Genomic DNA, 20032 nt, shown 5'->3' on the forward strand with positions numbered 1-20032 from the left:
GTCAGACCTGGCTTGGCACGACGCTGTGAGGCGTTGCCGGCCGGGACTTCTTGTCCGGAAAATTGGCCATCTGCGCCCTGCCAATGTACCCAAGTACCGGCGCCAGGTGCTGGATGTCTGGCGCGCCCCGCAGGGACGTCGAAGCCGGGCACCAGGGATAGGGAAGACCGGCGACCCAACCCATTACCTCGTCGGTGTGCGAGGCCGGCAGGGTCTGCATGCTCGCGATGGTGATTGAAAGGCTTTCCGCCAGAGATGAGGGCGGCGAAAAACACCAATCGTAGCGGCCGCACCCGACCCGCACGGCGCGGCTGTCTTTTTCCGTCATGGCAACCAGCCAGTCACAGCAAAACACCTGCGCGCCGGCCTCCGGCGGCGAGCCCAGGCAGAAGGTGTAGACATTTTCATAGGATTGGCCAAACCGGCGCACCAGCACCTCACCGATGGCGTCCCTTCCCCGGGACACCGGGGGAAACGAGATCGCACCGGTGTGGACGGTGACCTGCAGCAGGGCATCGTCCGTAAAGGCTTGCGCCAGCAGGTGAGGCCGGTTGCCATCCTTGGCATGAAGGTAGGCGGCGATGGATGCGGAAGGAGTTTTCATGCGATTCGAAGCCTGTGCTTATTGCGGCATGTAGTACGGCACGAAAATATCATTGGCTTCATTGCCCACCGATCGTATCCACTCGCGCGAGAACTTCTCGCCCATACGCTTGATCTCAGTGTCCAGCTCGGGGGGAATGCGTTCTATCTTCACGCCGTTGGCGCGCAATTCCTCGGTCGCGCTGGTCGCCAGCGCCTGGCTGGCCTGCCAGCCGCGGACTTCCGCCTCACCCGCCGCCTTGAGCACGGCGGCGCGCGTCTCGGGCTTCAGTGCATCGAAGACCTTGCTGTTCACAAACACCGCATTTTTGGGGAACCAGGCATTGATCTCGTAGTAATACTTGATCGGACCCCACACCTTGTTCTCCACACCGGTCAGCGCCGACGTGATCATGTTGTCCATCCGGCCTTCGGCCAATGCCTTGCCCACATCGACCATGGTCACATCCACCGGCTTGGCGCCCAGCATTTCCGCGATACGCATGGTAGTCTGGTTGTAGGTGCGCATCTGGGTGCCCCGAAAGTCTGTCGGGCCCCGCACCGGCTTGTTCGAATGCAGGCCTTGCGGCGGCCACGGCACTGCGTACAGGAGCTTCATGCCATGCTCGGTGAAATGCTTTTCAAGGCCTGGCCGCTGCAGTTTCCAGAGGCGTTGTGCGTCCTTGTAGGAGGCCACGACGAAGGGAATGGAGTCCGCGCCCGCCAGCGGAATTTCCTTGACCATGCTCGCCATGATGGTCTCGCCCGCTTCGGCCTTTCCCTGCTGCACGGCCGCGCTGATGTCCGCCAGCTTGGCCAGGGTGTTGTTGGGGTACACCTGTATGACCAGCTGTCCGCGCGTGGCCAGATCCACATCGCGCCCAAACTGCAGGAGGTTCTGCGTATGGAAGGACTCTGCCCGGTAGCCCGTGGCCAGCTTCCAGGTTGTCTGGGCGTGCGCCGCCCCCGCCGCGACGAGCACGGCTATTAAAACTGCTTTCATGGGAACTCCTTGGGAGTTGAGAATTAGCCCGGCGGCGGGTGCATGGAACTCACCCTTTCAGGTCTGTCACAAACATCTTGCCCGGCGCGTGGGTGATGCACATCGACAGTCGGCTCTTCTGGGCAACCCATTGCGGCGTGACGCCGCAACCCCAGAACACCGGGATTTCATCATCCTTGATGTCGACTGCATCGCCGTAATCCGGTCGCGACAGGTCGGTGATGCCGATCGCCTCCGGATTGCCGATGTGAACGGGCGCACCATGCGCAACGTCAAACCGGCCAGAAATCTCCACCACCTTTGCCACATCGCGACTCTTGATGGGTCGCATGGTGACGACCATTTCGCCGCTGAACACACCAGCAGGCTGGCACTGGAGACTGGTACGGAACATCGAGACATTGCGGCCCTGCTCGACATGCCTCAGGGGAATGCCGGCCTGGGTGACCGCGGCCTCGAAAGAAAAACTGCAGCCGATCAGGAAGGCCACATAGTCGTCCTTCCAGATCGAACGGATCTCGTCCCGCTCCTCGACAAACTCGCCGTCGCGGTAAACGCGGTAACCCGGAATGTCGGTCGTGATGTCCGCCCCCGGTGCGCACAAAGGCTCCGTGGCGCCCGGCTTCAGAACCTCCACCAATGGGCAGGGCTTGGGGTTGCGCTGGCAGAACAACAGGAAGTCAAAGGCCTGGGCCTGGGGGACGATCATGAGGTTGGCCTGGATATGGCCGTTCGCATGTCCCGCGGTGGGCAGGGCAAACTCGCCGCAGCGGCTGGCCATCCGGAGGTCTGCGGGACGATCAAAAATCTTGTTCATGGTTGAAAAGCGTATTGGCAATAGAAATAAAAGGGGCGGTACGGCGGGTTCTGCCTTCAAAGGCCCAGGTAGGCCTTCTTGATCCGGTCATCATTGAGGAGATCATGACCCTTGCCCTGCATCACGATACGGCCGGTCTGGATGACATAGCCGTAATGCGCGATGCCCAGGGCTTTTTGCAGGTTCTGTTCCACCAGCAATATCGACACACCGGTGGCATTGACCTGCTGGATAACCTCCAGCACCTTGGTCACAAACTTGGGCGCGATGCCCCACGAAGGCTCATCCAGCATCAGCAGCTTGGGCCGTGCCATCAGCCCACGGGCGATGGCCAGCATCTGCTGCTCACCGCCGCTCATGGTGCCGGCCAGTTGCGTGGCGCGCTCCTTGAGGATGGGGAACAGCTGCAGCATCTCTTCAATGCCCTGCGCCACCTCGTGCTTGTCGGTCCGTGTGAAGGCACCGAGCTCCAGGTTGCGAAGCACTGTCAGCCGGGGAAACAGGCGCCGGCCTTCCGGCACCAGCGACAGGCCCAGCGGAACGCGTTTGTGCGCCGGCATGCGGTGAACCGGCTCACCGTTGAAGGTAATGCTGCCCGCTGCGGCGGCATTGAGGCCTGCCACAGCGCGCAAGGTGGTGGACTTGCCGTTGCCGTTGCCGCCTACCAGCGCCACGATCTTGCCGGGCTCGACCTGGAGGCTGACGTCGGAGATGGCCAGCACGTCGTCGTAGCAGACCTTGAGGTTTTTGATTTCCAGCATCTTCAGTCCCCGAGGTAGGCGGTAATCACGGCAGCGTCGTTCGACACCTGCTGCGGCGTGCCTTCGGCGATCTTCACGCCGCGGTCCAGCACGACGATCTTGTCGGCGATCGGCATGATGCCTTCCAGCACATGTTCGACGATCAGGCACGCAATGCCCTTGTCACGGATCTTGAGAACGACGTCGACCGCTTCGCGAACTTCCGACGGATTGAGGCCCGCCATCACTTCATCCATCAGCAGGATACGCGGCTGTATGGCCAGCGCACGCGCCACGGCCAGGCGCCGCTGCTCGCTGATGGTCATGCTGGCGGCAGGCCGGTCGGCAAAGCGTTCAAGCCCGGCAAAAGCCAGCCAGTCCATGGCAGCCCGGCGTGCCTTCGCAACGTTGTGCTGCAGCAGCATGGCCGCGGTCATCACATTCTCGCAGGCCGTCATGCTGGTGAAGGTACGCGCGATCTGGAAAGTACGTGCCACACCGGCACGGGCGCATGTTTCGGGCGGCAGGCCTGCGATGTCGCGGCCGCCCAGCATGATGCTGCCCGATGTGGGAGCGAAAAACCCCGCCACGCAATTGAACATGGTGGTCTTGCCGGCGCCGTTGGGGCCGATCAGGCCCACCACCTGCCCGGCGTCCACGCTGAAGGAAACATCCTGGTTGGCGACCAGCCCGCCGAAACGCTTGCTGACCTGTTTGACTTCCAGCAACTTCATACAGCCTCCTTGCCGGCGTTCTGCACGGCAGCGGTGGGCACCGCCATCTGCCGCGATGCATCGGCGCGTGCCTCACGGCGCTCCCGGAAGCTGCGCAGCCAGCCAATGAGGCCCGTGGGATAAAAGACTGCGATCACGATAATCAGGCTCGCATAAATGATGACGTCAGTGCCGCGGCCCGTCCCGCCGAAGGCGATGCGGGTGAACTCCTCGATGCTGGTCAGCACCACGGCACCCACGACCGGACCGAACAAGGTACCTACACCGCCGAGAATGGACACCAGAGCCATCTTGATGGAGAGCGCCGTCGACAGCACAGAGTTCGGGTCGATGTAAAGCTCTTTCTGTGCATACAGGCTGCCGCCGACTGCCGTGAGGAAAGCACTGACCGACAGCGCGACCTGCTTGTAGCGGGCGATATTCACGCCGATGCTGCGGGCCGCGTCGGGTTCATCCTTGATGGCTCTGAAGTAGTAGCCGAGGTAGCTGCGCTCTATCCACCAGTTCGCGCCCAAGGTGATGATCAGCAGCCCCAGTGCCAGCCAGTAGTACGGCAATTTGGTAGCGAAGTTCAGCCAGAGCCAGCCTTGTTTGTCCATCGGCACGTAAAGCCCGACCGCCGCACCGCCGTAATCCCATTCGGTGAAGAAAATCTGCACCAGCTCGGCCACGGCGATGGTGGCCATCGCAAAGTAGTGGCCCTTGAGCCGGAAGCAGGACCAGCCAAAACCCAGGCTGAGCAAGGCTGCCACCAAACCACCAGCTAGCACGCCTATCCAGGGATTGATGCCGAACTTGACCAGCAGCAGTGTCGAGACATAGGCACCGAGTCCGTAGAAAGCCGCATGGCCGAGGGACACCTGCCCCGCATAGCCGCCCACGATGTTCCAGGCTACACCCACCTGGGCTGCCATGAGAATCAGGATCGCCATGTTCAGGTGCGAGGCATCCGTGACAGCGGGAACAGCCAGGGCAAGCGCCAGCGCTGCGATGACAAAAATGAGTTGCTTCATGATCATGCCTTGCCCATCAGGCCCTGCGGGCGGAACATCAGCACGCCGAGGAACAGCACCAGCACGATGGCCGTCTTGTACTGCGGGCCGAGCAGCAGGCCGCCCATGACCTCGATCACGCCGACCAGGATGCCGGCCCAGAAGGCGCCCGAGACGCTGCCGAAACCGCCCAGGTTGACCACCACAAAAGCCAGCAGGATGAAGCTCGCGCCGACGTCCGGAAAAATCGGGAAGAAAGTGGACAGCAGCACACCGGCTGCGCCGGCGCAGGCCGCGCCTATGCCCCAGGCCAGCGAGAACATCTTGTGCGAGTCAATACCCATGAGGCGTGCGGCTTCCTTGTCGGAGGCAGTAGCCTCCAGAGCCGCGCCCAACCGGGTCTTGTTGAGGAAAAAGTAAATCAGGCCGGTGACCACGACGGCCCCTACCCCGGCGACCAGCTGCGGCTTGCCCAGCTGCACGCCCAACAGCTTGACCGTTCCGCTGACCGCCGAATTCTCGATGGAGCGGAAATCCGGTTTCCAGAGGAACTGGGCCACGCCGCGCAGCAGGATCATGATGCCGAAGGTCGTGAAGATCTGCGACAGCATGGGCGCGTTGATGATGCGAACAATCACCAGCTTGTACAGCAGTACGCCGAAGCCGAACAGCATGAGCACCGTCAGCGGCAAGGTGATCATGGGGTCCAGCGCATACAGGGAAAACAGCCAGAAGGCCGAGTACATGCCCAGCATGAGGAATTCCCCGTGCGCAAAGTTCACGATGTCCATGACGCCGAAAATCATGGTCAGGCCGATAGCCACCAGCGCGTAAATCAGCCCAATCAGCACGCCGGAGGCCAGCGTCTGAAGCAATATTTCCGTAGTCATGGTTGTCTCTTGGCTTTCAGGTCAAAACGCGCGGCTTATTTGCGCTGGTCCCACTTGGGCATGGGCCAGGTCACTTCACGCGAGGCCATGTCGAACGGCCAGACCGTGTTGTATTTGCCGCCGATGATCTGCACCAGGATGCCCTGGCCCAGGGTGTTCTGGCCGGTTGCATCGAACTTCACACCCTTCCACGGCATGATCAGTTTGCTGCCGGGCATGTCGGTGGCGGCCAGCGCCTTGCGGATGGCTTCGGGCTCGGTGGAGCCCGCGCGGTTGATGGCGTCCGCCATCACCATCAGGCCGGTGAAAGTGCGCGAGGAATTGCCGGTGAAGTTGATCTTGTAGCGGCTGTTGAACAGGTCGTTGACCTGCTTGATCAGAGGATTGCGGTTGGCCAGGTCCAGCGCCCAGACTTCACGCGTGATGATGTAGTCGGCGTCCTTGCCGAGTGTCCTGATGAAATCGGTATCGGTGAAGCCCGCGTTGTTCGCCAGGATCATGTCCGGCGAGAAGCCGAGCTCTTTGTACGTCTTGATCGACAGGATGGCATCGGCCGTATACGACGACTGCAGCACCAGGTTGGGGTTCGCCGCCTTGAGCGTCTGCACCTCCGAAGTCAGCTGCGTGGTCTTGGCCGGGTACATCACCTGCTTGACCAGGTTCTGCTTGAACTCGGGCGCGAGTTTGGTCTGCAGTTTGGTGGTTTCCGTGCCCCACAAGCCGTTCTCGTTGAGGCTGGCGACCACGCCCGCCTTGATGCCTTTTTTGGCTTCGAGTTCTTTCAGGAAATCAAAGGCGTTGTGCACAAACAGGTCGTCGTGCGGCGTGGTGCGAAAGAACCACTTGAAGTTGCGCTGCGTGAGCGATGCCGACGACGATTCAGGGTTCAGGAAAGGGATGCCGGCGCGCTCGGCGATCTGGCTGGCCGTGGCGGTGACGGCGCTGTTGTAGGCGCCCACGAGTGCCACGACTTTTTCCTGTGTGATCAGGCGCTCGGCTTCAGTAGCACCCGTCTGCGGATTGGCCTGGTGGTCAGCAAACACCAGCTTGATCTTTGCGCCCTTGAGGTTGGGCAAGCCCTTGCCGGCAGACAGCGGCAGCTCGGAAACACCGGGTGCGCCGTTATTGATGATGTCGGCGGCGAGTTCCAGCGCGCTGCGCAGCTCGGCACCCACGGATGCGGCCGGCCCGGTGAGCGGATAAAGCACACCGATTTTTATCTCTTGCTGTGCATGCACGCCGAAGGCCATGCCGGTTGATAGCAACACTGCGGCCACTTTGGCCCACCAAGATTTCTTCATGACGCACTCCTCGTAAAAACATGACGGTTGGATGACATGTGGCGAAGTGTGCGATTAGCAAATGACGAAATCAAACAAGTAATTTTTTGCTTACGTCATCGATTTTTTCGATGATTAGTATTTACCCTGATGCACCTTTTTTGCTTGTTTTGGCAACTTTTGCTGCCGGCTTTCGACCCGTTTTGGTGCTGGCGCCGGTGCTCTCCGCGGCAAATTGCACCGCCGACCTGACCACCGTCTCGACCACCGATGAAGTCGGGTCGGTGCGGTAGCTCGCGTGGATCGGCAGCGACTTCACACGGGTGTCGCAGGTGAGCAATTTCAGGCTGGCGAAACCTGTCAGGCGTTGCACTGCGATGCGCGGCAGCAGGGCCACGCCAAAGCCGCCCTGCACCAGCTGGACCATCGCGGAAATGGATGAAATGGCATGCACCTTTTTGGGCTCCATGCGGTGCTGCTTGAAGAGGTCGATCAGCGTGACGTGCGGCTGCGAGCCTTTCTGGAACGTCAGCAATTCCATTTCCGCAAGTTCATCCAGCCGATAATTTCTTTTTTTATGCAGCGCCGGATTCCCCACAAAAGCCATATCCATGGGCGGCAGGGCCTGGTTGCGCACACCGTCCGCCGATGCGGGCAATGCGGCGAAGACCAGGTCCAGCGTGCCGCGTTGCACCTGGTCCATCAGGATGGGGGTGGTTTCCACCGTCAGCTCCAGCTCCAGGCCAGGGTGGTCTACGCGGAGCTTTTCGAGCCAGGGAATCAGCCAGGAGTGCAGCACCGATTCGATGGCACCTATGCGCATCGATACCGCCATCGCCGCACCCGAACCCATCTCATGCTTGACCTCGCGCTGCAGCTCCAGCAGCTTTTGCGCATAAACCAGGAAACGCGCGCCCGCGACGGTGAGCTTGAACTGCTTGTCGCGCCTGTCCAGCAGCAGGATGCCCAGCTCTTCTTCCAGTGTGGCGATGCGGCTGGACATGGCCGACTGCGTCAGGTAGAGCTTCTCCGCGGCGCGCGAGATGCTTTTGAGCGATGCCACCCAATAGAAAGCTTCAACAAAACGCAGGTTCATGGAGGGGCCCCAGGGTCGAGGAAACAGGTAGGCGCCGGTTTTTCGGGGTATGCCCGGTGAACTGGCGCGGGATTTGCGTCTATCCTATTACTACTTATTAATTCCTTGTCCTGGAGCTTTTCATGAAATTCAAAGTCACCCTGGTGGCCGCCGCTCTCGCCTTCGGCGCCAACGCCTTCGCCCAGACCAAGTGGGACCTCCCAGCCGCCTACCCAGCCAGCAACTTCCACACGGAAACGCTGACGCAGTTCGCGGCCGACGTCGACAAGGCCAGCGGCGGCAAACTCAAGATCACGGTGCACGCCAACGCCTCGCTCTTCAAGGCCAACGAAATCAAGCGTGCGGTGCAAGGCGGCCAGGCCCAGATCGGTGAGGTGCTGCTGGTCAATTTTGAAAACGAGAACCCGATTTACGGTGTGGACGGGATTCCTTTTTTGGCCACCTCTTACGCTGACTCCAAAAAACTCTACGAAGCCCAAAAGCCCGTACTCGACAAGCTGCTCGGCACGCAGGGCATGAAGCTGCTCTACACAGTGGCATGGCCACCGCAAGGCATTTACAGCAAGAAAGAGCTCGCCTCGGTAGCAGACCTGCGTGGCATCAAATGGCGCGCCTACAGCCCGGCCACCGCCAAGATTGCCGAGTTGATCGGCGCGCAGCCGGTCACCATCCAGGCGGCCGAACTCTCGCAGGCACTGGCCACAGGCGTGGTGGAAAGCTACATGAGCTCGGGCTCCACCGGCTACGACTCCAAGACCTATGAAAGCATCAAGTACTGGTACGACACTCAGGCCTGGTTGCCCAAGAACGCCGTCATCGTCAACAAGAAAGCCTTTGATGCGCTGGACCCCGCCACGCAGGCAGCGCTGACCAAGGCCGCAGCTGACGCCGAAGTGCGCGGCTGGAAGCTCAGCGAGGAAAAGAACGAGTGGTACAAGAAGGCCCTGACCGACAAAGGCATGAAGATCGTCACGCCACCGGCCAAGCTGGTCTCCGACATGAAGCAAGTCGGCACCATCATGCAGGCCGACTGGGTGAAAAAGGCCGGCCCTGACGGCGAAGCCATCATCGCCAACTTCAACAAGCTCAAAGCCGCGAAGAAGTAAGACATACAACAAGGCAGGCCGTGCGCAAATTTCTCGACAAACTTTACCTGGCAGGCGGCGCGCTGGGCGCCGCCTTTATCGCCTTGATCGCGGTGCTGATGATCGCGCAAAGCATATTGCGCGAGTTTCGCGTTAACACCGGAGCCGTGAATGACGTGGTGGCCTGGTTTTGCGCGGCTGCTGCCTTCTTTGCCATGGCCCATGCCTTCAAGCACGGCGACTTTGTGCGGGTAACGCTGTTACTGGAAAAAGTAAACGCAAAAACCCGCCGTGTACTGGAACTGGCCTCGCTTTTTATCGGCAGTGTGTCGGTGGCCTACCTCGCATGGTCGGCGTGCCTCTTCACCTATGAGAGCTGGGAGTTCAACGACATCTCGCAGGGCCTCTTGCCCATGCCGATGTGGATACCGCAACTGAGCTTTGCACTGGGCTCCATCCTGCTGCTGATTGCCGTGGTTGACGAGTTCATCATCGTGATACGCGGCGGCGTGCCGACCTTTGTGCGCGAAGTCGAGGAGCGTCATGCGCGCGGCGATTTTTCGTCCGAAGTCTGAGTGCCACTTCCCAATCAGTCATTCCCGTTTCATTTTCCAGACTACAAAGACAACAACATGGATATCCTGATGGTGGGCGGCATTTTGCTGCTGCTCATGATGCTGCTGCTTTCGGGCGGCGTGTGGATCGCGATGACCCTGGCCATTTGCGGCTGGGTCGGGCAGGCCTTTTTCGCCAACACCCAGCCGGGCAAAAACCTTTTCAGTGCATTCTGGGAGAGCAACGCCAGCTGGGAGCTGGCAGCCCTGCCCCTCTTTATCTGGATGGGTGAGATTCTTTTTCGAACCAAGCTCAGTGAGGAAATGTTCGAAGGCCTGAGCCCCTGGCTGAACCGCATCCCGGGCCGGTTGATGCACACCACCATCCTGGGCTGCGGGATTTTCGGTTCGGTGTCGGGCTCTTCCGCGGCGACCTGCGCCACCATTTCCCAGGTGGCTTTGCCTGAGCTGGTCAAGCGCGGCTACAGCGAAAAAATCGCGCTGGGCTCACTGGCCACCGCCGGCACGCTGGGCATCCTGATCCCGCCGTCCATCACCATGGTGGTCTATGCCGTCGCAGCGGATGCCTCCATCATCCGGATCTTTCTGGCCGGATTTCTACCTGGCTTCCTGCTGATGGCGCTTTTTTCCGGCTACATCATCTGGTGGGCTCTGCGCAACCCCGAGTTGCAGCCCGCGCCCGACCAGCCCACGACCTTTATGCAGAAGCTGCACAAGTCGCGCAACCTGATTCCCTGCGGCGTGCTGATCGTCTTCATTTGCTGGGTGCTGATCGCCGGCTATGCCACTGCCACGGAGTGTGCCGCCTACGGTGTGGCCGGCTCGCTAGGCCTGGCGCTGTGGAGCCGCTCGCTCACCTGGCAGAACTTCAAGGATGGCCTGATGGGCACGACGCGCACCAGCTGCATGATCATGTTCATACTGGCTGGTGCGTCTTTTCTGACCAAGACCATGGCTTTCACCGGCATTCCGCGTGAGCTGGCCGAGTGGGTGGACCAGATGCACCTTTCGCCTTACGCGCTGATTTTTGTATTGACCATCGTCTACTTGATCCTGGGCACCGCGCTGGACGGCATCTCCATGATCGTGCTGACCAGCGCCGTGGTGCTACCCATGATCCAGAAGGCCGGTTTCGATCTCATCTGGTTCGGCATCTTCATCATCCTGCTGGTTGAGATTGCCGAAGTCACGCCGCCGGTGGGTTTCAATCTCTTTGTGCTGCAAAACATGACGGGCAAAGACAGCAACACCATTGCGCGCGCGGCCATTCCCTTTTTCGCCTGCCTGGTGGTGTGCATTGTGCTGATCACGGTGTTCCCGCAGATCGTGACGAGCTTGCCTGATCTCGTCATGGGCAAAGATAAATAGATAGCGGCTCAGCGGACGCGCCAGGGCGACAGAAGTCTCTCATCGTCAGTCAGCGCCCAGGTCTCAAAGCCGGTGGCCTCTTCAATCGCCTGGCGGTACGGCGGCAAGTTGGTGCATTCAAGCACTACCGCCTGGAGTGTAGGCTCACGCTGACGGAGAGCGATTGCCGCTGCCACCACGTCACCGCACGCCTTCTCCATGTCCATGGTTTGGCGATTCCCCAAAATGGCGGTGGCGAATTCACCGTCAGGATTGACCCCCTGCACCACCACATCCGCCAAGCGTTCATGGGCCACACCCGCTGCACGCAAATGCTCTGCGCCCAACGCCGCTGAACTGATGGTCAGCACGCCCACCCTGGCGTGGCGTGCAAGCAGCACCGGCAATTGAAGCAGGCTGGAAGTGATAACGGGAACCTCCACGGCCGCCTGCAATTCGTCCTGCAACAGCACCAGAAAACCGCAGCTGGTGGTGATGGCCTGCGCACCTTCAGCCGCCAGGGCCTGCACCGCCTGTATGAAAGCCGGCACCACGCCCGCAGCCCGCAGGCCGGCACCGCTCTGCACAACCTTGCCCGGCCAGGCGCCCTGCACCACATGCTGGAGAACCGGAACGCCGAAAGCTTCAGGATGGCCGATGTCGCCCGGCCACCGGGGGAACTGCGTATCAAGCATCACGACTCCCAGGAAGCCAGGAGGCTCGCTGAAACCGGGTGCTGAGGTTAAAGTCATGGCTCTATTCTCCCGCCAAACAACCAACTCACCGCCGCCACCACCGTCATGTTGAACGTCATCGCCATTTCTCTTGGAGCTTCAATCGGTGCGCTGGCGCGCTGGGGCCTCGGCCTGTGGCTGACGCCGGGCGGCCTCATTCCCTGGGGCACCCTTGCGGCCAACCTGATTGGCGGCTACCTGATCGGTATCTGCATCGCGGGTTTCCAGTCCATGCCCCAGCTGGACCCGGTGTGGCGGCTGGCGCTGGTGACGGGGTTCCTGGGCGGCCTCACCACGTTTTCCTCGTTTTCGGCCGAAGTGGTGATCTTCCTGATGGAAGCGCGCTACGGGCTGGCCGCGCTTACGGCCACCGTACACGTGCTGGGATCACTGTTGATGACGGTGGCCGGCCTCAAAACCGCTATGTTTTTTATAGCTGCTGGCGCACGCTGAGAGCCGGTTAAAGCTATTTTTTAGCCAGAAAAAGCGGCCAGGCACAAGCTTGCCCGCCCGCATGGCAATGGCACGGGCCATCCGCATCGCACGCTGCACGCACCGCAGGAATTGGCCACAATGCACCATGGCATCCATGATCCCTTTTCACTCAGCCCCGGCGACGGGCGGGCAAGACAGGCTGGCGCGCATCGGACACGCTCGCCAGGCGGTTCTTCACGGCGATCCGCTACCTGCGGGCACCGCGCCGCTGGTTGAGAACTGGATAGAACGGTCCTGGATACGCTGCCTGGCCCAGGGCCACAGGCCGGAGCAGGCGCCCTCCTTCGACATGGTTTCTGCCGCCGCACTGCGGCGTACCCTGGAAGCCAACCACCGGCTGGTGCAAGCTGCGGCACCTGTGCTGGAAAAGCTGGGCCAGGCCATTGCCGACACGCGCTACTTCGCCATCCTGACCAACCAGGCCGGCGTGGTCATCAATGTGAATGGCCCCATCAACCGGCGCGACCGCCGCGCCGACATGATCACCCGCATCGGCACGGACCTTTCGGAACGACAAGTGGGCACTACCGCCATCGGCGCAGCGCTGACCGAACTGCAACCGGTGTGGCTGCATCGGGGTGAGCATTTTTTTGACGCCACCTCGGTCTACAGCTGCGCCGGCGCGCCCCTGTTCGGCCCCGACGGCCGCTGCGCCGGCATGCTGGACCTGACGGGCATCGAAGTGGTCGAGAGACCCGAGCTCAAACACCTCGTCGCGCAATCCGCGCGCAGCATAGAGAACGCGCTCACTTTGGGCAAACCCCATGCATTGCTGATCCGGCTGAATTGGCCGGGCCGCACGCTGGGGGATGAGACCGATGGGCTGGTGTGCGTGGATACCGATGGTTGCGTCACAGGCGCCAACCAGGCGGCGCGGCAGATGATTTCGCAGCTGGGCTTCACCGCAGGTACGACGCCGCATTGCAACGATCTCTTTGCCATGCCCTTCGAAATGCTGTTTGACGCAGCGCAGCGCCAGGCGCCGGTGAATGGCGGCATCCTCGAGGTGCCGCTCTGGACAGGCCTGCGCCTGCATGCGCTGCCGCAGTTGCCCGGCCGGGACTCGCCGGCCCCGGCAACCAGCCTGCCGCCTTCAGGCGTCGCGTCGCGAACGCTGAAGGAACTCGAAACCGCCTTGATCCACAAGGCGGTGACCGATGCACGCGGCAATGTGCTGCAGGCCGCCAAAGCGCTCGGCGTCAGCCGGGCCACGGTTTACCGCCGCCTGGGCTCGGGCAAACGCAGCTAACCCGGCAAACACAAATCAGTGCTTGTGCTCGGCCGCAGCACCGGCTGCTCCCGGCGCGGCAGTGGCAACCGGCAACTTCAGCTCCAGCTTGCTTTCCACACCTTTGGCGTCCTTGAACAGCAGGGTCACGGGCACCGTGCTGTCTTTGGCCAGCGGTGCTTTAAGGTCCATCAGCATGACGTGGTAACCCCCTGGCTTGAGCTCGACCTTTTTGCCGGCAGGCAAATCAAGCGATGGCACGGCGCGCATTTTCATGACGTCACCGTCCATTTTCATTTCATGCACTTCGGCCACGCCCGCCACCGGTGACGAGACGCCGATCAGTTGGGCCCCATCTTTGGCGGTGAGGCTCATAAAAGCCCCCGTGCCTTTTTGCCCTTGCACCGTGGCGCGCGCCCACGCGCCATCGACCTTGACTGCGGCAGTCTGGGCCAGGGCGGCCATACTGGCCAGTGCCATCGAAAATGCCAACACGGCTTTTGAGAATTTTGCGGATGTCATGCGTAAATGCTCCTTGAAGCAGTAAATTGAATCTGAAATAAAGCCGCCGGGGCTCGCTCAGTGATTGTGTTCACCGCCGCCCGCAAGCATCAACTCAAGCGCGGCAGCAGGATTTTTGAGATCCGACATTTTTTGGCCTGGCTTGGGCACTTCGGCCCAGTCAACCTTGCCGCTCTCGCAAACCTGGCTGACCGGCCAATACAACATGCCCGCTTGTGCAGGCAGTTTGGCCTGCAGCACAAATTCGTCGTACCAGTCGTTCTGCAGGTAGTCAGCGGGGGTTTTGGCCGTCCAGCTGATTCGCGACACGTCTTCGGTAACGGTTTTGCCGTGATCCAGCAGCGGCTGCGCCAGCTTCTCACGTGTGACTTCCAGGGTCCAGCCTGCTTTGGGCATGGGCTTGGCACCCTGCACACCCGCGGGAATGGTAACCACGATCTGTTTGACCGGTGAATTCCCGCAGCCATGCCCGACCTTGAATGTGCCCTTGTAGTAGCTACCCGCATTGGCGACCTGGTATTCCAGGGTGACGTGTGCGGCGGCAGGCAGGGAAATTGCAAAAAACAAGGCTCCGGCCCAATAGGTACGGGCGCAACTTGCTACTATTTTGATAGCGTTTAAGTATTTCATGGTTGATTCTTTATGACGGTGAAAATTGAAAATAGCTAGATCGGAGGCTGAAGTTGGCTCAGCCATGTCGGTAAGCTGCAATCGAGGTGGAGGGGCGCCACCAGGAATTGGCTAGCGCCACGCCAGGTGAGCGCACACGGTGTACGGGAAAGTTTCATGACACGCACGCTTCGAAATGAACGATGACGGCGCACCGGCCGCAAGGCTCGCGCGCGGGGATGCATCAAGCCTCAGGCGAGGGGCGGTTCAGTTCAAAGTGCGGGAGGCCCGCGGCTGAATGGCAGCCCGGGTATGGCGGCGCCGGTGCTTGCCGGGACATCCGCTACGGCAACAGCGGTACCGGAAAAACAGGGAGCAGGCGCCAGCGGCAGCGGCGGCAGCACCAGTCCCGGGGAACTGCACAGGTCGCAGCGCAGCCCCGTGGAAGTCGCGTCACCGTCGGCAGAATCGCTTCCAGCGTCGGATGAAGCGGTGTTGACACTGCAGATGCCGCCCAGCTTGCCAGTGCGCACATCCTGGGCCAGCATGGACACCGGCGCCCACAACGCCGACGCCACGGCGAGAAAACTCAGCCAGGTGGCAAGGCGGGCCCACACAGTCAGTGGCGGGCGTGTTGGAGGATGGTGCGGCACAGCGGAATTATATGCAGCCCCCACGCTCCCCCACTTCGTGTGGGTCGCTGCCCCCCGAGGGGGCCGCCCGCCTGCGGCCCGGCAAAGCCGGTTCCGCGGCTCATGCTGGCATGAAGAGCCAGTGGCGTAACCAGTGGGTTATTCAACCAGGTGGTCGCGGATCTGGTACCTTGCCTCAGGGCGCGCCGAAGCCGAACCGGCGAAACACGTCCTGCGCTTCAGGCGTCAGCAGATAAGCGGCAAACTGCGCGGCCGCAGCATCCCCGCTTCGCGCAGTCAGCCCGTAGGCAGCACTCACCTGCAAGGCAGCCGGCATCTCCACCACATTCATCCGCGGCACTTCTTTGCGAACCGCCACGGCGTTGGTGCAATAGGTCAGGAACAGGTCCGCGCGGCCTTCCGTGATCAACCACTCATAGGCGCCGCGACCAGCCGGAGGCTGCGGCGCTTCGGGCGAACCGGTGAGCTTGAGGGCCTTGGCGTCCAGTGCCGCATACGCGCCGGGCCTCAGCGCCTCAGCCTTGCGGAACACTTCCCATGCGTAGTCGCCCGACGGGTCTGCCTTGGGTGTGGAGGTGCCGAGTTTGACGCCGGGGTCCAGCATCAGGTCAAGCAGCTTGCCGGGCTCGGCGTTGAGCTGCGGCACGGCCAGTGCACATAACTGGTTGCGCACAAACAGCGTGGGTTGCACCCATGCGCTGCCCGCTGCGGAATAGAGGCGCTGGGGATGCTGCGTATCGGCCGAAGCAAACACCTGCGCCGGCTCGCCCTTCTCGATGCGTTCGCGCAGCAAGCCAGAGGCGCCAAAGGTGAGCTGGGTTTTCACGCCGGTGTGCGCTTCGTACGCACGGGCCACTTCGGTGAGCGCTTCACGCAGGCTGCCCGCCGCATAAACGCGCAGCGGCGCGGCGCCTTCAGCAGATGCTGCGGGCGACTGGGCATGAGCCATATTCAGGCCTCCTGAAAAAACAACCACCGCCGCAGCAGCCCATACCAGCAGGCGCCGCGGAACCGGCTTTGCCGGGCCGCAGGCGCCGTCCCCTGGAGGGGAGAACAAGCTACACGCAGTGAGCTTCGACAGGGGGGTACTCATTTGGTTGCGTTGGGAAAGAACAGCTGCTCGCCGTTGATCTTGTAGCCAGCGATCACCGCCTGGCCCGCGGGGGAGACCACCCAGTCCACGAACTTCTGTGCCTCTGCAGCCTTGGTCTGCGGATGTTTTGCGGGGTTGACCACCATCACGCCGTACTGGTTGAACAGCTTGGTGTCGCCTTCCACCAGCACAACCAGGTCACCGCGGTTTTTGAAGGACAGCCAGGTGCCGCGGTCGGCCAGCACATAGCCGCCGCTGCTGGCCGCGATGTTGAGGGCCGGGCCCATGCCGCAGCCGCAGGCCTTGTAATTGGTGAAGGCGGGCTTGTCGGCCGGTGTCTCGACGCCTGCGGCTTTCCAGTAGCGAAGTTCGGCGGCGTGCGTGCCGCTCTTGTCGCCGCGCGAGACAAAACCTGCATTGGCGGCGCTGAGTTTTTTCAGCGCTTCGACAATGTCCCTGCCCCTGGTTTTGGCCGGATCAGCTGCAGGGCCGATCAGAACGAAGTCGTTGTACATCACGGGGAAGCGCTTGATGGCAAAGCCCTCAGCCACCACTTTTTCTTCCGCCACCTGGTCGTGCACAAAGAGCACGTCGGCATCACCCCGGCGGCCCATGTCGATGGCCTGGCCGGTGCCGACAGCGACTACTTTCACGTCAATGCCTGTGGCTTTTTTGAACTCGGGCAACAGGTAGGGAAACAGGCCTGATTGCTCGGTCGACGTGGTTGACGCCATCACGATGGTGCTGGTTTGTGCCATCGAAACAGTCGCTGCCAGCGCAAGCGGCACAAGCAACAAAGCCCTGATTGACCTCAAAGTTTCCATCATTCCGCTCAATCTGTTCATGCAAGTTCTCCTTTTAAAAATGCTTCTGCCGCTGCGGGAACCGGGCCTGTGAAAAAGGCCGTGGTCGGCAGGTCGGCTACCAGCCGGCCGTGCTCGAGGTAAATCACCCGGCTGGCCAGCCGCTTGACCTGCCCCAGGTTGTGGCTGCTGAAAATGAGTGTCATGCCGGCGTCGGCAAATTCCGCCATCAGGCGCTCGACCTCGCGCTTGGCCGTGGGGTCCAGGCTGGCCGTGGGTTCGTCGAGCAGCAGGACCTGCGGCTTGAGCGCCCAGGCGCGCGCCAGCGCCACACGCTGCTGCTGCCCGCCCGACAGCGCCTTGGCATTGCGTGCGGCCAGGTCTTCCAGCCCCACGCGCTCGAGGGCAGCCAGCGCCTGGACTTTGGCCTCTTTCCAGCGCACACCACCCAGCCACAGTCCCAGCGCCACGTTGTTCAGCACGCTGGCGCGCAGCATGTAGGGCCGCTGGAACAGCATGGCCTGCCGCAGTTGCACATCGTGCTGAAAGCTGCCGGTGGAAGGCCGGACCAGGCCGTTGAGGGTCCGAAGCAGCGTGCTCTTTCCGCTGCCGTTGGCGCCCACCAGCGCCAATCTTTCGCCGGCCTTGATACGCAGGCTGCAGCCGCTGAGCGCCTGCACCTGGCCGAACTGCACACCGATGGTGTGCAGGTTGAAAACCTGCGTCATGGCTGCGCACCCCCGGCGGCAAGGGCCACATCCGGCAGGCGGTCGTCGAACTGCTCGCGCCAGCGCCGCACCAGCGCTATCAGGATGTTGAGCAGCAGCACCACCCCCAGCAGCACGATGCCGAGCGCAAGCGCAAGCGGCAAATCGCCCTTGCTGGTCTCCAGCGCGATCGCGGTCGTCATCACGCGCGTGAAGCCGTCGATGTTGCCGCCCACCACCATCACCGCACCGACCTCCGAGATCGCCCGGCCGAACGCGGCGATCAGCACCGTCAGCAACGCATAACGCTCGTCCCACAAAAGAATGAGGCCGCGCACGAAGCGGCCTGCGCCCAGCGACTGGAATTGCTCGCCATGGGAACGGTCGGCATCTTCAATCGTCTGGCGAACCAGCGCGGTGACAACCGGCAGCACCAGCACCGCCTGCGCCAGAACCATGGCCTTGAAGGAAAACAGCCAGCCCAGGAAACCGAGGGGGCCGGTTCGGGAGAGCAACAGGTACACCACCAGCCCGACCACCACCGAAGGCAGGGCCAGCGCGGTGTTGAGCAGGGCCAGAACCGCACCGCGGCCGCGAAAGCGCGACACGCCCAGCCAGGCACCGAGCAGCAAACCGCCACTGCAGGCAATGAGGCAGGCACACGCACTCACGGCCAACGAACGGGCCACGATGCTGGCCAGCATGGGATCGAGCGAGGTGATGAGCGTGAATGCCGTGGCGGCGCTGTCTGAGAAGGTGTTCATGTCAAAGCTGTGCGGCACTCTAGCCTAGGGCCTAAGTCCTTGATTTGCATCAGGAATCATCGCTATGAATTGATTTGCATAAGTTGGTCGGGCCAGTCGCCATGCGCGCCGCGAAATCTTTCTCCCCTCGCCGATGCACTGATAATCCATGCACCCTCCGCCTTGCCATGCATAAAGTCGAACTCTCTTACCTGCTCACGCCACAGCGCGGCAAAAACGCCCTGATCCGCAATCCGCTGATGGACATGCTCCATGCGGTGCGTGAACAAGGCTCCATCTCCAAAGCCGCCAAAGCGCTCGACCTGTCGTACCGCCACGTGTGGGGTGCACTCAAAGACTGGGAGCAGACCCTGGGCCGAACGCTGATCGTCTGGGACAAAGGCCAGCGGGCACGGCTCACGGAATTCGGCGAGAAACTGCTTTGGGCCGAGCGGCAGGCACAGGCACGGCTGGCACCGCAGATCGAGGCCTTGCGAGGCGATATCGAGCGGGCGTTTTCCACCGCCTTTGACGACAACGCCCATGTGCTCACGCTTTATGCCAGCCACGATGCGGCGCTTTCCGCGCTGCGCGAGCAGGCGAGCCCGCGCGGGCTGCACCTGGATATTCGCTTCATGGGCAGCGTGGACGCCATTGCCGCCCTGAACGCGGGGCGCTGCATGATGGCCGGATTTCACACGCTGGACCAGCCTGGCAGCCAGTCCGTGACCGCCCTCACCTACCGCAGCCTGCTCAAGCCCGGACTGCACAAGCTGATCGGTTTCGCCCATCGCAAGCAGGGCCTGATCGTGGCCAAAAACAACCCGCTGCAGATCGCCGGCATCACCGACCTGGCAAGGCCGGGCGTGCGTTACGTGAACCGGGCGGAAGGCACCGGCACGCGCGTGTTGCTGGACGAACTGCTGGGCAAGGCCGGCGTGGCAACCTCAGATATCCAGGGCTACCAGAGCCAGGAGCCATCCCATACGGCCGTGGCCCAGGCGATTGCCAGCAATGTCGCCGATGCCGGCCTTGGCATTGAAACGGCCGCACGCGAGAAAGGCCTGGGCTTCATCCCCCTGGCCGAGGAGCGCTACCACCTCGTGTGCCTGAAGTCCGAACTGCCCACGCCGCAGGTGCAGGCACTGCTCAAGGAGCTCCAGAGCCGCGACTGGCAGGCCACGCTGGAAGAGTTGCCAGGCTACAGCGGCGAAACGGCCCAGAGCGGCAAGGTGCTGTCCCTGCGCGCCACCTTGCCCTGGTGGACCTACCGCAAGGAAAAATTGGAAAAAAGTTCCTGAAAC

General features: G+C 61.8%; 23 protein-coding genes. 6 read left to right on the forward strand and 17 right to left on the reverse strand.

The features are described 5' to 3' along the window. Position 1: 1 nt before the first annotated feature. The 9 genes from AC1D11_RS09975 to AC1D11_RS10015 form a co-directional block, all read right to left on the reverse strand. Complete coding sequence (locus AC1D11_RS09975; RefSeq protein WP_477646298.1) at positions 2–604, reverse strand: nuclear transport factor 2 family protein; 603 nt, start codon at positions 602–604, stop codon at positions 2–4. Positions 605–622: 18 nt separating this feature from the next. Next, positions 623–1585: a TRAP transporter substrate-binding protein gene (locus AC1D11_RS09980; protein WP_477646299.1), complete on the reverse strand. Its 963-nt coding sequence runs from the start codon at positions 1583–1585 to the stop codon at positions 623–625. Between the two features lie 49 nt (positions 1586–1634). Next, positions 1635–2402, reverse strand: a complete 768-nt coding sequence (locus AC1D11_RS09985) for a putative hydro-lyase (RefSeq protein WP_457280044.1) — start codon at positions 2400–2402, stop codon at positions 1635–1637. Positions 2403–2458: 56 nt separating this feature from the next. Next, positions 2459–3163 (reverse strand): ABC transporter ATP-binding protein, encoded by a 705-nt coding sequence (locus AC1D11_RS09990; protein WP_477646300.1) that lies wholly within the window; start codon positions 3161–3163, stop codon positions 2459–2461. A gap of 2 nt (positions 3164–3165) precedes the next feature. Continuing rightward, positions 3166–3876, reverse strand: coding sequence for an ABC transporter ATP-binding protein (locus AC1D11_RS09995; protein ID WP_477646301.1), 711 nt, complete (start codon positions 3874–3876; stop codon positions 3166–3168). Then, a complete protein-coding gene (locus AC1D11_RS10000; protein WP_477646302.1) occupies positions 3873–4889 on the reverse strand; it encodes a branched-chain amino acid ABC transporter permease in 1017 nt (338 codons plus the stop codon). Before AC1D11_RS10000 ends, AC1D11_RS09995 begins: the two co-directional genes overlap by 4 nt. 2 nt (positions 4890–4891) lie before the next feature. Continuing rightward, complete coding sequence (locus tag AC1D11_RS10005) at positions 4892–5758, reverse strand: branched-chain amino acid ABC transporter permease (RefSeq protein WP_477651003.1); 867 nt, start codon at positions 5756–5758, stop codon at positions 4892–4894. A gap of 35 nt (positions 5759–5793) precedes the next feature. Next, on the reverse strand, positions 5794–7059 hold the full coding sequence (locus AC1D11_RS10010; RefSeq protein ID WP_457280039.1) for an ABC transporter substrate-binding protein: 1266 nt from the start codon (positions 7057–7059) through the stop codon (positions 5794–5796). Positions 7060–7180: 121 nt separating this feature from the next. After that, positions 7181–8134, reverse strand: a complete 954-nt coding sequence (locus tag AC1D11_RS10015) for a LysR family transcriptional regulator (RefSeq protein ID WP_477646304.1) — start codon at positions 8132–8134, stop codon at positions 7181–7183. A gap of 122 nt (positions 8135–8256) precedes the next feature. Between AC1D11_RS10015 and AC1D11_RS10020 the strand changes: the two genes are divergently transcribed. From AC1D11_RS10020 to AC1D11_RS10030, 3 genes are read left to right on the forward strand one after another with little or no spacing between them, the layout of a single operon-like run. Continuing rightward, positions 8257–9240 carry a TRAP transporter substrate-binding protein gene (locus tag AC1D11_RS10020; RefSeq protein ID WP_477646305.1) on the forward strand — a complete coding sequence of 328 codons (984 nt, stop codon included), beginning with the start codon at positions 8257–8259 and terminating at the stop codon, positions 9238–9240. Between the two features lie 20 nt (positions 9241–9260). Continuing rightward, positions 9261–9794 (forward strand): TRAP transporter small permease, encoded by a 534-nt coding sequence (locus AC1D11_RS10025; protein WP_477646306.1) that lies wholly within the window; start codon positions 9261–9263, stop codon positions 9792–9794. A 57-nt stretch (positions 9795–9851) separates the two neighbouring features. Further along, complete coding sequence (locus AC1D11_RS10030; RefSeq protein ID WP_477646307.1) at positions 9852–11162, forward strand: TRAP transporter large permease; 1311 nt, start codon at positions 9852–9854, stop codon at positions 11160–11162. An 8-nt stretch (positions 11163–11170) separates the two neighbouring features. On the opposite strand, the gene AC1D11_RS10035 is transcribed toward AC1D11_RS10030, so the two are convergent. Further along, positions 11171–11893, reverse strand: coding sequence for an aspartate/glutamate racemase family protein (locus AC1D11_RS10035; protein WP_477646308.1), 723 nt, complete (start codon positions 11891–11893; stop codon positions 11171–11173). Positions 11894–11941: 48 nt separating this feature from the next. Here AC1D11_RS10035 and crcB point away from each other — a divergent pair, with 48 nt between their 5' ends. Beyond that, the gene (gene crcB / locus AC1D11_RS10040) at positions 11942–12328 is read left to right on the forward strand and encodes a fluoride efflux transporter CrcB (protein ID WP_477646309.1); all 387 of its coding nucleotides are present in this window, start codon (positions 11942–11944) and stop codon (positions 12326–12328) included. Positions 12329–12455: 127 nt separating this feature from the next. Continuing rightward, on the forward strand, positions 12456–13619 hold the full coding sequence (locus AC1D11_RS10045) for a helix-turn-helix domain-containing protein (RefSeq protein WP_477646310.1): 1164 nt from the start codon (positions 12456–12458) through the stop codon (positions 13617–13619). Positions 13620–13634: 15 nt separating this feature from the next. Here AC1D11_RS10045 and AC1D11_RS10050 read toward each other — a convergent pair whose 3' ends face one another. From AC1D11_RS10050 to AC1D11_RS10080, 7 genes are all read right to left on the reverse strand, one after another. After that, positions 13635–14120 (reverse strand): copper chaperone PCu(A)C, encoded by a 486-nt coding sequence (locus AC1D11_RS10050; RefSeq protein WP_477646311.1) that lies wholly within the window; start codon positions 14118–14120, stop codon positions 13635–13637. A 57-nt stretch (positions 14121–14177) separates the two neighbouring features. Then, a complete protein-coding gene (locus tag AC1D11_RS10055) occupies positions 14178–14750 on the reverse strand; it encodes a YcnI family copper-binding membrane protein (RefSeq protein WP_477646312.1) in 573 nt (190 codons plus the stop codon). 251 nt (positions 14751–15001) lie between these two features. Next, on the reverse strand, positions 15002–15382 hold the full coding sequence (locus tag AC1D11_RS10060; RefSeq protein WP_477646313.1) for a DUF2946 family protein: 381 nt from the start codon (positions 15380–15382) through the stop codon (positions 15002–15004). A gap of 175 nt (positions 15383–15557) precedes the next feature. Further along, positions 15558–16331: a molybdate ABC transporter substrate-binding protein gene (locus tag AC1D11_RS10065; RefSeq protein WP_477646314.1), complete on the reverse strand. Its 774-nt coding sequence runs from the start codon at positions 16329–16331 to the stop codon at positions 15558–15560. Between the two features lie 140 nt (positions 16332–16471). Beyond that, positions 16472–17320, reverse strand: coding sequence for an ABC transporter substrate-binding protein (locus tag AC1D11_RS10070; RefSeq protein ID WP_477646315.1), 849 nt, complete (start codon positions 17318–17320; stop codon positions 16472–16474). Further along, a complete protein-coding gene (locus AC1D11_RS10075) occupies positions 17317–18006 on the reverse strand; it encodes an ABC transporter ATP-binding protein (RefSeq protein WP_477646316.1) in 690 nt (229 codons plus the stop codon). Before AC1D11_RS10075 ends, AC1D11_RS10070 begins: the two co-directional genes overlap by 4 nt. Next, the gene (locus AC1D11_RS10080; protein WP_477646317.1) at positions 18003–18749 is read right to left on the reverse strand and encodes an ABC transporter permease; all 747 of its coding nucleotides are present in this window, start codon (positions 18747–18749) and stop codon (positions 18003–18005) included. Before AC1D11_RS10080 ends, AC1D11_RS10075 begins: the two co-directional genes overlap by 4 nt. Before the next feature lie 167 nt (positions 18750–18916). On the opposite strand from AC1D11_RS10080, the gene AC1D11_RS10085 reads away from it, so the two are divergent. After that, complete coding sequence (locus AC1D11_RS10085) at positions 18917–20029, forward strand: substrate-binding domain-containing protein (RefSeq protein ID WP_477646318.1); 1113 nt, start codon at positions 18917–18919, stop codon at positions 20027–20029. Positions 20030–20032: the final 3 nt, after the last annotated feature.

The organism is Polaromonas sp. P1_E11 (assembly GCF_056405995.1).

Excerpts from the sequence above, each read along its gene's own strand:
- AC1D11_RS09975 (WP_477646298.1), bottom strand. The coding sequence starts at position 604 with ATGAAAACTCCTTCCGCATCCATCGCCGCCTACCTTCATGCCAAGGAT.
- AC1D11_RS09980 (WP_477646299.1), bottom strand. The coding sequence starts at position 1,585 with ATGAAAGCAGTTTTAATAGCCGTGCTCGTCGCGGCGGGGGCGGCGCAC.
- AC1D11_RS09985 (WP_457280044.1), bottom strand. The coding sequence starts at position 2,402 with ATGAACAAGATTTTTGATCGTCCCGCAGACCTCCGGATGGCCAGCCGC.
- AC1D11_RS09990 (WP_477646300.1), bottom strand. The coding sequence starts at position 3,163 with ATGCTGGAAATCAAAAACCTCAAGGTCTGCTACGACGACGTGCTGGCC.
- AC1D11_RS09995 (WP_477646301.1), bottom strand. The coding sequence starts at position 3,876 with ATGAAGTTGCTGGAAGTCAAACAGGTCAGCAAGCGTTTCGGCGGGCTG.
- AC1D11_RS10000 (WP_477646302.1), bottom strand. The coding sequence starts at position 4,889 with ATGAAGCAACTCATTTTTGTCATCGCAGCGCTGGCGCTTGCCCTGGCT.
- AC1D11_RS10005 (WP_477651003.1), bottom strand. The coding sequence starts at position 5,758 with ATGACTACGGAAATATTGCTTCAGACGCTGGCCTCCGGCGTGCTGATT.
- AC1D11_RS10010 (WP_457280039.1), bottom strand. The coding sequence starts at position 7,059 with ATGAAGAAATCTTGGTGGGCCAAAGTGGCCGCAGTGTTGCTATCAACC.
- AC1D11_RS10015 (WP_477646304.1), bottom strand. The coding sequence starts at position 8,134 with ATGAACCTGCGTTTTGTTGAAGCTTTCTATTGGGTGGCATCGCTCAAA.
- AC1D11_RS10020 (WP_477646305.1), top strand. The coding sequence starts at position 8,257 with ATGAAATTCAAAGTCACCCTGGTGGCCGCCGCTCTCGCCTTCGGCGCC.
- AC1D11_RS10030 (WP_477646307.1), top strand. The coding sequence starts at position 9,852 with ATGGATATCCTGATGGTGGGCGGCATTTTGCTGCTGCTCATGATGCTG.
- AC1D11_RS10035 (WP_477646308.1), bottom strand. The coding sequence starts at position 11,893 with ATGACTTTAACCTCAGCACCCGGTTTCAGCGAGCCTCCTGGCTTCCTG.
- crcB (WP_477646309.1), top strand. The coding sequence starts at position 11,942 with ATGTTGAACGTCATCGCCATTTCTCTTGGAGCTTCAATCGGTGCGCTG.
- AC1D11_RS10045 (WP_477646310.1), top strand. The coding sequence starts at position 12,456 with ATGGCATCCATGATCCCTTTTCACTCAGCCCCGGCGACGGGCGGGCAA.
- AC1D11_RS10050 (WP_477646311.1), bottom strand. The coding sequence starts at position 14,120 with ATGACATCCGCAAAATTCTCAAAAGCCGTGTTGGCATTTTCGATGGCA.
- AC1D11_RS10055 (WP_477646312.1), bottom strand. The coding sequence starts at position 14,750 with ATGAAATACTTAAACGCTATCAAAATAGTAGCAAGTTGCGCCCGTACC.
- AC1D11_RS10065 (WP_477646314.1), bottom strand. The coding sequence starts at position 16,331 with ATGGCTCATGCCCAGTCGCCCGCAGCATCTGCTGAAGGCGCCGCGCCG.
- AC1D11_RS10070 (WP_477646315.1), bottom strand. The coding sequence starts at position 17,320 with ATGAACAGATTGAGCGGAATGATGGAAACTTTGAGGTCAATCAGGGCT.
- AC1D11_RS10075 (WP_477646316.1), bottom strand. The coding sequence starts at position 18,006 with ATGACGCAGGTTTTCAACCTGCACACCATCGGTGTGCAGTTCGGCCAG.
- AC1D11_RS10080 (WP_477646317.1), bottom strand. The coding sequence starts at position 18,749 with ATGAACACCTTCTCAGACAGCGCCGCCACGGCATTCACGCTCATCACC.
- AC1D11_RS10085 (WP_477646318.1), top strand. The coding sequence starts at position 18,917 with ATGCATAAAGTCGAACTCTCTTACCTGCTCACGCCACAGCGCGGCAAA.